Raw genomic sequence first — 12,805 nt, 5'->3', positions numbered from 1 at the left:
CAGATGCTCGTGCTGCACCTCCACGGCGACGGTGCGGCGCGCGCGAGGTTCGTGACGCCCACCGCGACGGATGCCGGTGGGTCGACCCCGACCCCCGTAACGCCCGCGCCGGGAGGCTCCACCCCCGGCGATCCGACGGCATCGGGCGGCTCGGTGAGCAGCGCGCCGCGGGGTGGGTCACTGGCCACATCCGGGCAGGACGGGACCGGAGTGCTCCTCCTGGCGGCGTTCGCCGGCATGCTCGTCGCGGGCGGCTCGGTGCTCGTGTGGCGTCGTCGCCGCCGGTCCTGACCGCCGTCGTCGCAGGCGCCCCGCATCCCGAAGGGTGCGGGGCGCCCGCGGGCGCGGCAGACTGGGCAGGGATGTCCTCGCATACCCTCCTGATCTCCGACCCCCGCGCGGTCCGAGCCATGGCGAACCCCTTGCGCCAGGTGGCTGTCGACGAGCTGTATCGCCGCCAGGGGCCGGCCACGGCCACCGAGCTGGCGGAGCTGGTCGGGTTGTCGCCGAGTGCGATGAGCTACCACCTGCGCGCGGTCGAGGCGACGGGGCTCATCCGCCGCGGGGAGTCCACCGACGGCCGGGAACGGCCGTGGCTTCCCGCCGCCCCGGACTACTCGCTCGTCGCGAGCGCCGACGCCGACGCCGTGCACCGCACCATCTTGATCGACTCGCGACTGACCCCGATGCGTCAGCGCATGGAAGAGGTCCTGGCGGCGCGGTCGGTACGACCTCCGGATGCCGATATCGCCTACATGGTGCTGGCCACGGGCCAGATGCTCCTCGCTCCCGATGAGGTGGCCCGTCTGCAGGAGCGCGTGCAGGAGATCTTCGACGAGTACGAGGCATTGAGCGCCGACCGTCGTGAAACCGGGGATCTGCGCCGCTCGCGCTACATGTGGTCGGTACTTCCGGAACGCGTCGAACCGGAGGACTAGACCGTTCCTGCTTCCGAGACGCCTCCGCGGAAGTGGGCGATCTTGTCGTCCATGACCGCGATCGCGCGAGACAGCACGCGCCGGCGCTCTTCGAGGGCGGCACGCCGCTCCCGGAGGAAGTCCACGGGGTTCACCGCCCCGCGCGAGCCGTGCAGCAGATCGGCGAACGTGCGCAGGTCGTCGATGCCGAGTCCGGCATCCTTCATGCACGTGACCACGCCGATCCACGCGAGATCGCCGTCGCTGAAGACCCGATGATTGCGATGATCGCGCTCGAGCGGGCCGATGATCCCCTCGTCCTCGTAGTAGCGGAGGGTGTCGGCCGAAAGGCCGCTCGCCGCGACGGCCTCGCCCATCGTGAGCATCGTGGTCATTGCGCATCCCTTCCGTCGAGCACGGCGCGCGCCTCGGCATCCAACGGCAGGGCGAGCGCATCCATCGCCTCATCCAACTGTGCGATGTCGGAGACCCCCACGATGGGCGTGACCGCCGGCGTGCCGCCGATCAGCCACGCGAGCACCACCTGGTTGCGCGTGGCATCGAGGCGCTGCGCGACGCGGTCCAGCGCGGCCAGGCGCCGCTCGGTGTCGGGATGCCGGTACGCGTGCGGTAGCCGCTCCGGTCGTGCGTACGCTCCCGAGAGCAGCGTCGTGTAGGCCCATATGCCGAGTCCCTCGGCGGCGGCGTATTCGAGGGATTCGGCGGTGGCGGCCATGTGGCCCGACGGCAGCGGCACGAAGGGGATCGGCTGGAGGTAGCTGTGCCGCAGTTGGAGGGCATCGTAGGAAGCCAGTCCGCGCGTGCGAGCGAGGGAGCGCGCGCGTTCGACGCGCCAGGTCGCGTGGTTCGACGCACCCAGTCGGCGGACGCGCCCCTCGGCGACGAGCGATCCGAACGCACCGACCTGATCGTCGAGGGGAGCCGCGCGGTCTTCGATGTGCGCCCAGAGCAGATCGATGACGTCCACACCGAGACGGGCCATCGACGATGCGACCGCCTCCTCGACGGCGCGCGGGCCCAGACCCTCCATCGGTGCGTCCCACGTGCCAGGCATCGTCGGGTTCGCGCCGACCTTGGTCGAGATCGAGATGTGCTCGCGGATGCCGGGGTTCCGGCGCAGCCATCGTCCGATCACTGTCTCGCTCGCGCCGCCGTGCCCTGTGGGTGACTCCCAGAAGGCGTAGTTGTCGGAGGTGTCGAGCCAGCGGCCGCCCCGTGCCACGTAGTGGTCGAGCAGCGCGAACGCGGTGTCCTCATCCTGTCGCGTGCCGAACCAGATCGTGCCGAGAGCCAGTTCGTTGCGGTGAGTGGTGTCCATGGCTCCACAGCACACCACCTGGAGCGCGCTCCATGTCAAACACTGACCGGTACTCAGTCTTGCGGAGTACCGGTACTCTTGCTTACTATGTACTGGTACTCGCTGTTACTGAGTACTGACTGAGGAGGACCGATGGGACGCCAATCGACAGAAATGCTCAAGGGTGTGCTCGAGGGCATCGTGCTGGCGATCCTCGGTCGACGCCCCGCCTACGGCTACGAGATCACGACGTGGCTCCGGGAGCAGGGGTTTGCGGAGATCGCGGAGGGAACGGTGTATGCCCTCCTCGTACGCATCGAACAGCGCGGGCTCGTCGACGTCGAGAAGGTGCCGTCCGAGAAGGGGCCGCCCCGCAAGGTCTACACGCTGAACGCGCAGGGCGCGGATCAGCTCGAAGAGTTCTGGGGAACGTGGAGCTTCCTCGCCGACCGACTCGATCAGCTCCACGCCGAAGACGACCAGAAGGAGAACTGAGATGTCGTGGATCGAGAAGCTCACCGGATCGCTCGAGCAGAAGAAGCAGTACAAGAACGCCGTCGCGCGGATGGATGCCCTGCCCGCGCCCTACCGCGACGCGGCCAAGGCTTATCAGCGGTATTTCATGTACTCCGCGGGGTTCCTCGACGGCGACACCCTCGTGACCCTGTTCGCGGACTTCGTCGATCTCTGGGAGCGCGCCGCGGCCGACGCCACCCCGCTGCGCGACATCGTCGGCGCACACCCCGTCGAGTTCGGCGAGGACTTCGTCCGCGCGTACTCGGGCCGGCAGTGGATCGATAAGGAGCGCGCGCGTCTGGTCGAGGCGATCGAGCGGGCTGAACGGGAACGCTCATGAACGCCATCACCGCCGCGCCCGTCACCGCACCCGCGATCCGCATCGTCGGCATCGAGAAGTCGTTCGGCGACCTCACGGTGCTCCGCGGCGTCGACCTCGAGGTGCCGCGCGGCGCCGTCGTCGCCCTGCTGGGCTCGAACGGGGCCGGCAAGACGACCCTCGTGCGGATCCTGGCGACGCTGCTGCGACCCGATGGCGGGCTCGCGACGGTCGACGGGCACGATGTGGCCGCCGACGGAGATGCCGTGCGACGCGCCATCAGCCTGACCGGCCAGTTCGCCGCCGTCGACGAGGTGCTGACCGGGCGGGAGAACCTGCTGCTCGTCGCCCGGCTGCGGCACGTGTCGGCACCGACGCACGTCGTCGACGGTCTGCTCGCGCGGTTCGCGCTGACGGATGCCGCGTCGCGCCCGGCCGGCACGTACTCCGGCGGCATGCGGCGTCGCCTCGACATCGCGATGAGCCTCGTCGGAGACCCGTCCGTCGTCTTCCTCGACGAGCCGACGACGGGCCTTGACCCCCAGGCGCGCGCGGAGGTGTGGAGCACCGTCCGTGCGCTCGCCGACGGCGGGACGACCGTGCTGCTGACGACCCAGTACCTCGACGAAGCCGAGCAGCTCGCCGACCGCATCGCCATTCTGCATCGCGGCCGCATCCTGGTCGAAGGCACGCTCGCGCAGCTGAAGCGCCTGCTGCCGCCGGCGACGGTGGAGTACGTCGAGAAGCAGCCCACGCTCGAGGAGATCTTCCTCGCCCTCACCGGCGCAGCCGATCCAGAAACCGATCCCCGCCCCGATACCGATCCCCGCCCCGACACCGAGAGGCGCGCATCATGAGCACCGCACTCCTGGACACCCGCATCCTCACCGGGCGCTCGCTGCGCCACGTTCTGCGCAGCCCCGACACGATCATCACGACGGCCGTGACGCCCGTCGCACTCCTGCTGCTGTTCGTCTACGTGTTCGGCGGGGCGATCGACACCGGGTCGGGTCCGTACATCGATTACATGCTCCCCGGCATCCTGCTCATCACGATCGCCTCGGGCATCGCGTACACCGCGTACCGTCTCTTCCTCGATCTGCAGGGCGGCATCCTCGAGAGGTTCCAGTCCATGCCGATCGCCCGCTCGAGCGTGCTGTGGGCGCACGTGCTGACGTCGCTGGCGGCGAACACCGCCTCGCTGGTCATCGTCGTCGCCGTCGCGCTGGCCATGGGCTTTCGCACGGGGGCCGGCGTGCTCGGCTGGCTCGCGGTGATCGGCATCTTGCTGCTGTTCACGGCGGCGCTGACGTGGGTGGCGGTGATCGCGGGGTTGACGGCGAAGACCGTGGATGGCGCGAGCGCCTTCAGCTATCCGCTGATCTTCCTGCCGTTCATCAGCTCGGCCTTCGTGCCGACCGATTCCATGCCCGCTCCGGTCGCCTGGTTCGCACAGAACCAACCGGTGACCCCGATCGTCGAGACGATCCGTGCTCTGTTCGCGGGCACACCGGTCTCGGGTCAGATCTGGGTAGCTCTGGCGTGGTTGCTCGGCATCCTCGTCGCTGCCTTCATCGCCGCCACGGCGATCTACCGCCGTCGGACGACCTGACGCGAGGCGCCGTCGCGCGGGAGGCGCACACCGGCCGTGTACCTTAGGTAAGGCAACCCTTATCCAAGACCGGCCTCGGTCGTCGTCCCACAGGAGCTCTCGTGCGCCCTGCCTCGTCTGCGCGTCCCGCCGCGATCGCCCTGCGCGCGGTCGTTGCGGCAGTCTCTCCCGCCGGCCCCGCCGCCGCAACGGGAGAGGCCGATCCCGCTGTCGCGGTTGCGGCGGCCACCCTGCTCCTCGTCCGCCGACGCCGGAACCGCGCCGGCGCGGAAGGGGAGGGCTCGTGATCCTCCGCCGCGTCGCGGCGACGGCGCTGAGCCTGGTCGTCGTGCTCCTGGCCGGCTGCTCCGCCGCGGCGGCGCCCGCCGAGCCCACGGCGTCCGCTCCGCGCGTCGCGTTGTCGGAAGTCAGCCCGCTCGCCGACCCCAAGGCGTACGTCGGCCCCTCGACCGCGACGCTCGACGACGCCGCGATCGAGCCCGTCCTCACATCGCCGTCGTCGCAGCTGCCGGTCACCGTGACCTCCCACGACCTGTCGGGCGATGCGGAGGTCACCGTCACCGACGCTTCCCGGGTCATCGCCATGGACCTCTCCGGTTCCCTCGCGGCGACCGTCGCAGGGCTCGGCTTCGCCGACCGGCTGGTCGGGCGCGACATCTCGACCACCTTCGCGGGCGTGAGCGACCTGCCCGTGATCACCTCCAGCGGCCACTCCGTCAACGCCGAGGCGATCATCGGGCTCGCGCCGACGCTCGTCATCACGGACGGGAGCATCGGTCCGGCCGACGTCGTGCAGCAGCTGCGCGACGTCGGCATCACGGTGGTGTTCGTCGAGCGCTCGTCCTCGTTCGCGGGCGCCGTCGCGCAGGCGCGCGCCGTCGCCGCGATCTTCGGTGCCGCCGACGCCGGAGACCTGCTGGCAGGCCGCATCGAGGGCGAACTGCAGACCGTCACCGCGCAGATCTCCCGGATCGCGCCCGCCGCCGAGTCCGACCGGCTGCGCATGGTCTTCCTCTATCTGCGCGGGACGTCGGGCATCTTCTACCTGTTCGGCAGCGAGTCCGGCGCCGACGACCTCATCGGTGCCCTCGGCGGCATCGACGTCGCCGGCCAGCTGGGCTGGCGCGGCATGCAGCCGCTGACCGACGAGGCCATGGTCGCCGCCGATCCCGACCTGATCCTCGTCATGACCTCCGGCATCGCCTCGGTCGGCGGCATCGACGGGCTGCTCGCCGAGAAGCCCGCGATCGCGCTCACCGCCGCGGGCCAGCACCGACGCTTCGTCGACATGGCGGACGGACAGATCCTCTCGTTCGGCCCGCGGTCGGCGGAGGTGCTGGACGCGCTCGCGCGGGCGGTCTATGCGCCCGACGATCCGTCGGATGCCGCGTCGCGGGCCGTGCCGGGGGAGCCGGGCCCGTGACCCGGGTCGCCCCCGCCGTCTCGCCCCGTCCGGCGCGCGACGCGGCGACGCGGGTGCCGCCGCCCCCGCGCCGTCGGGGCCGCGCGGGGGTCGTCTTCGCGGTGACGGCGGCCCTGCTCGTGGTCGGGGTCATCCTCTCGGCGGGGATCGGTCAGTTGCCCATCGGCCCGGCGGAGGTCGTCGGCTCCCTGCTGCGCTCCCTCGGCATCCCGAACGCCTGGGCACCGTCGACGCCGTTGATCGAGCAGACGCTGTGGCAGATCCGGTTTCCCCGCGTGGTCATGTCGGTGCTGGTGGGAGCGTTGCTGGCGCTTGCCGGCGCGGTCATGCAGGCCATCTTCGCCAACCCCCTGGCCGAGCCCGGCGTCGTCGGGGTGTCGTCGGGCGCCGCCGTCGGGGCCGCCGCCGCGATCACTCTCGGCCTCACCTCCCTCGGCGGCTGGGCGACCGCCGCGTTCGCCTTCGTCGGAGGGCTGGCGGCGACCCTCGTCGTCTACGCGACGGCGCGGTCGCAGGGGCGTACCGAATCGGTCACGCTGATCCTCACCGGCATCGCGGTCAACGCCTTCGCGGGAGCCGCGCTCGCCGTGCTGATGTTCGCGGGCGACACGGCTTCTCGCGAGCAGATCGTCTTCTGGCAGCTCGGCTCGATGAACGGCTCCCGGTGGACCGAGGTCGGGCTCGTCGCCGTGGTCGGGCTGGCCGCGGCATCCGCCACGGTCGGTCTCGCCCGCCGGCTCGACCTGCTGGCCCTCGGCGACCGGACGGCGGCGCACCTGGGGGTGCGGGTCGAACGGCTGCGCGTGGTCGCGATCGTGCTGGTCGCCCTGCTCACGGGGGTCGCCGTGGCCTTCGTGGGCATCATCGCCTTCGTGGGGCTGGTGGTGCCGCACGTGATGCGGATGCTGCTGGGTCCCTCCAACCGCGCGCTGCTTCCCGCCTCGCTGCTCGGCGGGGCGGTGGTGCTGGTCTACGCCGACCTTCTCGCCCGCACCGTGATCCCGTCCGCGGACCTCCCCATCGGCGTGCTGACGTCGCTCGTCGGCGGGCCGTTCTTCTACGTGCTCATCCGCCGCACCCGTCGCCGCGCCGGAGGCTGGGCATGAGCGGGCTCGCCTATGCGCTCCGCGACGTGTCCTATCGGGTCGGGGCGCCCGGGGGAGGCGTCGAGATCCTCGCGGGCGTCACCCTCGACATCGCGTACGGACGGGTGCTGGCGCTCGTCGGCCCCAACGGCGCCGGGAAATCCACTCTCCTGAGCGTGCTGACCGGGGATGCCCCGTCTTCCACCGGCACGGTGGAGCTCGACGGGCGTCCGCTCGCCCAGTGGCGGGCGCGGGAGCTCGCACGCGCACGGTCGGTCCTTCTGCAGTCGCATCAGGTCGCGTTCTCGTTCACGGCGGCCGACGTCGTGGAGATGGGCCGAGCGCCCTGGATCAACACGGCGCGGGCCGACGACGACGATCGCCTCATCGCCGAGGCGCTGAGGCGGGCGGACGTGTCGCACCTGCGTGAGCGGGAGTTCCCGTCGTTGTCGGGCGGCGAGAAGGCGCGGGTGTCGCTGGCCCGCGTGCTGGCGCAGGACACGCCCGTCGTGCTGCTCGACGAGCCCACGGCCGCCCTCGACCTCCGTCACCAGGAGGACGTGCTGCGGATCGCGCGAGAGCTGGCGGCGGAGGGGCGCGCGGTGGTCGTGGTGCTCCACGACCTGTCGCTCGCCGGCGCCTACGCAGACGAGATCGCGGTCATCGATCGCGGACGACTCGTCGCGCACGGCCAGCCCGCGGAGGTCTTGGCGGAGGAGCGGATCGCCGAGGTCTACGGCATCCCCGTGCGCGTGCTGGCCGACCCCGACACCGGCCGGCCGATCGTGCTGCCGCGCCGGGGTGCGGCGTGATTAGCCCGCGTCGGTCGCGACGCCGGCGTCCGCGGCGGCGCGCTGCTCGGGAGTGAGCCGCTTGCGCTGCGCTTTCGACGGTCGGATCGCCGGCACGTCGCCGACGATCGGCACCGGCGTCCGGTATAGGTGCACGCCGTAGCGCGCGACCAGACCGATGAGCACCATCAGCTTGTTGCGCGGACCGAGCAGGCTCGTGATGTGGACGAAGAGCCACGTCAGCCAGCCGAACGAGCCGGTGAGGGCGACCGTCTTGCGCAGGAGCGGAATCTTCGAGAGGAAGCGCAGACGGTGCAGTCCCGGGAGGTTGGCGATGCCGGGCAGCTCGCCGATGGCGGCGCGTCGGCCGATGATCGCCAGCTGCCCCTTGTCGTAGTACGAGAACGGCTCCGTGGGCTGTCCCGCGATGAGCCGCACGATCTGGCGGGCGACGTGCTCGCCGCCCTGGATCGCGGGCTGGGCGAGCTGGGGGAGGTCCTGCGGAGCGACGGCGACGTCGCCGGCGGCGAACACTCCGTGCAGTCCCTCCACCTGCAGGTCCGCGCCCACGCGGATGCGGTCGCCCGTGTCGAGCGGCAGGCTCCAGTCGCGCACCTCCTCGTGGGGCGCGACGCCGGTCGCCCAGACGGTGAGATCGGAGGGCAGCACGGTGCCGTCCGAGAGCACGACGGCATCCGGTCGCACCTCGTCGACGCCCGCGCCGAGGCGCAGCTCCACGTCGCGGCGCCGCAGCTGCGCCGCCGCGTAGTCGCGCAGCTTCGGCAGGAACGGCTTCAGGATCTCGCTGCGCTGCACCAACGTGATGCGGAACGCGTCCCCGTCGAGTTCGGGGTAGGCCGGCTCCAGGCCTTGGTCGCGCAGCTCGGCGAGAGCTCCCGCCATCTCGATGCCCGTGGGGCCTCCGCCGATCACCACGACCGACAGTCCCTTGGTGCGCCCGTCCCGCACGGCCGCTCGCTCGAGCCGGGTGAAGAGGGAGTCGCGGATGGCGATCGCCTGCGAGCGCGAGTACACCGCGAACGAGTTCTCCTTCGCGCCGGGCGTGCCGTGATAGGCGGTGGTGACGCCGTTGGCGACGAGCAGGTAGTCGTACGACATCTCCTGGCCGTCGAGGAGGCGCACCGTGCGGCCTTCGGGGTCGATCTCCATGAGGTGCTCGTGCACGACATCGAGGTTGGGCTGGCGCACCCGCAGGCTCCGGAGGAAATGGGTCACGTCGCCGGGGTTCAACCCGCCCGTGGCGACCTGGTACAGCAGCGGCTGGAACGTGTTGTACACGCGGCGATCGATGAGCGTCACCCGCACGTCGGCGTGCCGCAGGGCTCGCGCGGCGCTGATCCCGGCGAAACCGCCACCGACGATGACCACGTGCGGCCGCGTGTCGTGCGTCGTGTTCGTCGAGCCGTCGGAAGCCTGGGATGCGGATGCCGTCATAGCCGCAGATTACCGCGACCGCGTGAACCGCCCCTGTCGCACCCCCATGCTTGACACGGTGGGACAATGGGTGCATGAGCTCCTCCGCCGCGCACCGCATCGAGACCGCGCAGGTGCGCCGCAGCCCGCGATACACGGTGTTCCTGCTGGCGGGCGCGGTCCTCGGCATCCTGGCCGCCCTCGTGCTCACGTTCGCTTTCGGAGGCGGCGAGAACGAGAGCGCGACCACCGGCGTCTCGTACTCGACGACGCAGGTCTTCGGGTTCATCTGCCTCTTCGCGATCCCGGTCGGCGTCGCCGTCGGCGGTGTGGTCGCGCTCGTTCTCGACCGCTCGCTGGCCCGTCGCGCCCGTGAGGTGCGCGTCGAGCGCGAGGTCATCACGATCGACGACGCGGAGTAGTCGCGCCGCGCCAGAGCGCCTGTGCTCGACCGGCCGGCGGAGGCCGCGACCGGCGGACGCCGTCAGGCGATGTCGGCGATGATCGGCGCGACCGCGGCGTCGAAGGCGGCGATGTCGCCGCGCAGGCCGTCGGTCACCGCGATCGTGAGCGCCCCGATCCACCAGACGCCGCGCTGCGTGAACGGCAGCACTTGGACGTTGAGTTCGAACGAGTGCGCGCGCCGTCCCACGACGCGTTCGTGTTCGGCGATCGCGCTGGCATAGGCGCGATACGACGCACCCGTACCCAGACGCGACCGATAGCGCTGATGCTCGGCGCGGGCGTAGGCCACGGCATCCGTCCCGTGCGGGGCGATCGCATCGGCGAGCTCGTCGAAGCCCTCGACCGGGAGCGCCACCACCGTCTCGAACCCGTCGATGAGCTCGAGGGGCACGGGAGAGGGATTGGCCTGCGGCTCGACCGTCAGATCCCAGTACGCGCGCCACTGCCGCTCGATCGCCGAACGGTCGTCGTACTCGCTGATCGGTGCGCTCAGCGGAGGGATTCCGCGCAGGTGCGGAAGCTCCTCCGGAAAGCGGATGCCGAGGACCTGGCGCAGATACAGCGCGACCAGCACCGGAAGCGTGGCGTCCTCGCGGACGATCCACTCCGGTGCTTCCGCGGCTGCCATGTCGCCATCCTAGGGACAGCGCTCGGCGCGGCGACAGGGTGCGATCGGCTCCTCTGCGCCGACGGTCCGCGCGTCCCGCCCCTGCCGGTAGGCTGTTCGCGTGGCAGAAGCCCCACAGAATCCCTATTCCGAAGCCGGCGTCGACACCGCGGCGGGAGATCTCGCCGTCGAACTGATGAAGTCGGCTGTTCGTCGCACCCACGGGCCCGAGGTGCTGGGCGGTGTCGGCGGGTTCGCCGGCCTGTTCGACGCCTCGGCGCTGCAGTCCTACGAGAAGCCCCTGCTGGCCACCTCGACTGACGGCGTGGGCACCAAGGTCGCGATCGCGCAGGCGATCGACAAGCACGACACGATCGGCCAGGACCTGGTCGGCATGGTGGTCGACGACATCGTGGTGGTGGGCGCGAAGCCCCTGTTCATGACGGACTACATCGCGTGCGGCAAGGTCTTCCCCGAGCGCATCGCCGACATCGTTCGCGGCATCGCCTCCGGCTGCGAGCAGACCGGCACGGCGCTCGTCGGCGGCGAGACCGCCGAGCACCCGGGCCTGCTCGGCGTCAACGACTACGACGTCGCCGGAGCGGCCACCGGCGTCGTGGGTGCCGGCGACGTGCTCGGCGCCGACCGCGTGCGCGCCGGCGACGTCGTGCTGGCCCTGGCCTCCAGCGGAGCGCACTCGAACGGCTACTCGCTCATCCGCCACATCGTCGCGGGCAAGGGCATCAGCTACGGCGCCCCGGCCGCCGATTTCGGTCGGACGTGGGGTGAGGAGCTCCTCGAGCCCACGCGCCTGTACACGCTGCCGCTGCTGAACGTGCTCACCGCGCTGCCCGGCGCCGTGCACGCGCTCAGCCACGTGACCGGTGGCGGTATCGCCGCGAACCTCGCTCGCGTGCTGCCGCCGCAGGCGTGGGTCGAGGTCGACCGTTCGACGTGGTCGCCCAGCCCCGTGTTCCGCGTGCTCGCCGATCTCGGCGGGCTGCGTCTGGAAGACACCGAGGGCACGTGGAACCTCGGCATCGGTTTCGTCGCTGTCGTCGCGCCCGAGAAGGCGGATGCCGCGGCATCCCTCCTGTCGGACGCCGGTATCGCGACCTGGCAGGTGGGCGTCGTCCAGGAGGGCGCGCGTCCCGAGGGCCATTTCGAGCAGGGCGCCAAGGGCGTGGACGGCGGCGCGGTGCGCCTCGTCGGCGCGTATTCATCAGCCGTCTAGGTTCATCGGCTGCCGAGGCTGATCACCGTCTCGGCGCAGAAACGGATTGAGCAACACCACATGTGCGGAATCGTCGGCGTTGTCGGACAGGGCCCGGTCAATCAGGACATCTACGACTCGCTGCTGCTGCTGCAGCATCGCGGTCAGGACTCGACGGGTATCGCGACGGCGGAGACCAGCGGCGTCTTCCATCTGTTCAAGGCCAAGGGTCAGGTGCGCGAGGCGTTTCGCACCCGCGACATGCGCGCCCTCCTGGGCAACATCGGCCTCGGCCACGTCCGCTACGCCACGAAGGGCACCGCGTCGAGCGAGGAAGAGGCCCAGCCCTTCTACGTCAACGCGCCCTACGGCATCGTGCTGGTGCACAACGGCAACCTCACCAACACGCGTGAGCTGACCCAGGAGCTCTTCAGCAAAGACCGCCGTCACCTCAACACGAGCTCCGACACCGAGCTGCTCGTCAACGTGCTCGCCAACGAGCTGCAGTCCTCCATCTCCGGCCTCGAACTCGACCCGGCGCAGGTGTTCCAGGCGGTCACCCGGGTGCACGAGCGCGTCGAAGGCTCGTACGCGACCATCGCGCTCATCGCCGGTTACGGCCTGCTCGCATTCCGCGACCCCTTCGGCATCCGCCCCCTCATCCTCGGCACGCGTCCCGCGGTGGATGCCGAGGGCGCCCCGACGGGTCGCTACGAGTGGATCGTCGCCTCCGAATCGCTGGTGCTGGAAAACGGCGGCTTCGAGGTCGTCCGTGACGTCGAGCCGGGCGAGGCCGTCTTCATCGACGTGGACGGGCGCCTGCACACCCAGCAGTGCGCGACGAACCCGCAGCTGGTCCCGTGCTCGTTCGAATACGTCTACCTGGCGCGACCGGACTCGATCATGAACGGCATCTCGGTGTACGAGGCGCGCCTGCGGATGGGTGAGCGCCTGGCCGACACGATCGCCAAGTACACCCCCGCCGGCACGATCGACGTCGTCATGCCTATCCCCGACAGCTCGCGCCCGGCGGCCATGCAGGTGGCGCGCAAGCTCGGCATCGAGTACCGCGAGGGCTTCTACAAGAACCGCTACGTCGGCCGCA

17 protein-coding genes are annotated in these 12,805 nt (G+C 70.8%); 13 read left to right on the top strand and 4 right to left on the bottom strand.

From position 1 onward, the window contains the following. Positions 1-291: LPXTG cell wall anchor domain-containing protein (locus I5I_RS10550; protein WP_148285533.1), on the top strand; the 291-nt coding region annotated here is incomplete at its 5' end. A gap of 71 nt (positions 292-362) precedes the next feature. Continuing rightward, a complete protein-coding gene (locus I5I_RS16075) occupies positions 363-938 on the top strand; it encodes a winged helix-turn-helix domain-containing protein (protein WP_135949577.1) in 576 nt (191 codons plus the stop codon). Here the strand turns inward: I5I_RS16075 and I5I_RS10540 are convergent. Further along, positions 935-1,312, bottom strand: coding sequence for a MerR family transcriptional regulator (locus I5I_RS10540; RefSeq protein ID WP_036318245.1), 378 nt, complete (start codon positions 1,310-1,312; stop codon positions 935-937). The two genes, I5I_RS16075 and I5I_RS10540, sit on opposite strands and share 4 nt — an antisense overlap. Beyond that, complete coding sequence (locus I5I_RS10535; protein ID WP_036319241.1) at positions 1,309-2,256, bottom strand: aldo/keto reductase; 948 nt, start codon at positions 2,254-2,256, stop codon at positions 1,309-1,311. The genes I5I_RS10540 and I5I_RS10535 overlap by 4 nt, the downstream gene beginning before the upstream one ends. A gap of 132 nt (positions 2,257-2,388) precedes the next feature. Between I5I_RS10535 and I5I_RS10530 the strand changes: the two genes are divergently transcribed. From I5I_RS10530 to I5I_RS10495, 8 genes are all read left to right on the top strand, one after another. After that, positions 2,389-2,730, top strand: a complete 342-nt coding sequence (locus I5I_RS10530) for a PadR family transcriptional regulator (protein ID WP_036319238.1) — start codon at positions 2,389-2,391, stop codon at positions 2,728-2,730. A gap of 1 nt (position 2,731) precedes the next feature. Continuing rightward, positions 2,732-3,091 carry a DUF1048 domain-containing protein gene (locus tag I5I_RS10525; protein ID WP_036319235.1) on the top strand — a complete coding sequence of 120 codons (360 nt, stop codon included), beginning with the start codon at positions 2,732-2,734 and terminating at the stop codon, positions 3,089-3,091. Then, complete coding sequence (locus tag I5I_RS10520; protein WP_051039576.1) at positions 3,088-3,927, top strand: ABC transporter ATP-binding protein; 840 nt, start codon at positions 3,088-3,090, stop codon at positions 3,925-3,927. The genes I5I_RS10525 and I5I_RS10520 overlap by 4 nt, the downstream gene beginning before the upstream one ends. Further along, on the top strand, positions 3,924-4,682 hold the full coding sequence (locus tag I5I_RS10515) for an ABC transporter permease (protein ID WP_083867999.1): 759 nt from the start codon (positions 3,924-3,926) through the stop codon (positions 4,680-4,682). The genes I5I_RS10520 and I5I_RS10515 overlap by 4 nt, the downstream gene beginning before the upstream one ends. A gap of 101 nt (positions 4,683-4,783) precedes the next feature. Beyond that, positions 4,784-4,969: a hypothetical protein gene (locus tag I5I_RS10510; RefSeq protein ID WP_036319232.1), complete on the top strand. Its 186-nt coding sequence runs from the start codon at positions 4,784-4,786 to the stop codon at positions 4,967-4,969. Further along, positions 4,966-6,105: a heme/hemin ABC transporter substrate-binding protein gene (locus I5I_RS10505; protein ID WP_306305736.1), complete on the top strand. Its 1,140-nt coding sequence runs from the start codon at positions 4,966-4,968 to the stop codon at positions 6,103-6,105. The genes I5I_RS10510 and I5I_RS10505 overlap by 4 nt, the downstream gene beginning before the upstream one ends. A 53-nt stretch (positions 6,106-6,158) precedes the next feature. After that, positions 6,159-7,211, top strand: a complete 1,053-nt coding sequence (locus I5I_RS10500; protein WP_036319250.1) for a FecCD family ABC transporter permease — start codon at positions 6,159-6,161, stop codon at positions 7,209-7,211. Beyond that, a complete protein-coding gene (locus tag I5I_RS10495) occupies positions 7,208-8,002 on the top strand; it encodes a heme ABC transporter ATP-binding protein (RefSeq protein ID WP_036319230.1) in 795 nt (264 codons plus the stop codon). Before I5I_RS10500 ends, I5I_RS10495 begins: the two co-directional genes overlap by 4 nt. On the opposite strand, the gene I5I_RS10490 is transcribed toward I5I_RS10495, so the two are convergent. Then, the gene (locus tag I5I_RS10490; protein WP_051039578.1) at positions 8,003-9,370 is read right to left on the bottom strand and encodes an NAD(P)/FAD-dependent oxidoreductase; all 1,368 of its coding nucleotides are present in this window, start codon (positions 9,368-9,370) and stop codon (positions 8,003-8,005) included. Between the two features lie 140 nt (positions 9,371-9,510). Between I5I_RS10490 and I5I_RS10485 the strand changes: the two genes are divergently transcribed. Further along, positions 9,511-9,837 (top strand): hypothetical protein, encoded by a 327-nt coding sequence (locus I5I_RS10485; RefSeq protein WP_036319227.1) that lies wholly within the window; start codon positions 9,511-9,513, stop codon positions 9,835-9,837. Positions 9,838-9,899: 62 nt separating this feature from the next. Here I5I_RS10485 and I5I_RS10480 read toward each other — a convergent pair whose 3' ends face one another. Then, positions 9,900-10,508: a hypothetical protein gene (locus tag I5I_RS10480; protein WP_036319224.1), complete on the bottom strand. Its 609-nt coding sequence runs from the start codon at positions 10,506-10,508 to the stop codon at positions 9,900-9,902. Between the two features lie 100 nt (positions 10,509-10,608). Between I5I_RS10480 and purM the strand changes: the two genes are divergently transcribed. Both purM and I5I_RS10470 read left to right on the top strand, forming a co-directional pair. Continuing rightward, positions 10,609-11,721 carry a phosphoribosylformylglycinamidine cyclo-ligase gene (gene purM / locus I5I_RS10475; protein WP_036319221.1) on the top strand — a complete coding sequence of 371 codons (1,113 nt, stop codon included), beginning with the start codon at positions 10,609-10,611 and terminating at the stop codon, positions 11,719-11,721. 60 nt (positions 11,722-11,781) lie between these two features. Continuing rightward, a partial coding sequence (locus I5I_RS10470) for an amidophosphoribosyltransferase (protein WP_036319218.1) occupies positions 11,782-12,805 on the top strand: 1,024 nt, incomplete at its 3' end.

It is taken from the genome of Microbacterium sp. B24 (genome assembly GCF_000333415.1).
Taxonomy (GTDB): Bacteria; Actinomycetota; Actinomycetes; order Actinomycetales; family Microbacteriaceae; genus Microbacterium.
Note: the sequence above shows the minus strand (reverse complement) of the source record. Positions and strands in the feature narration are given on the sequence as shown.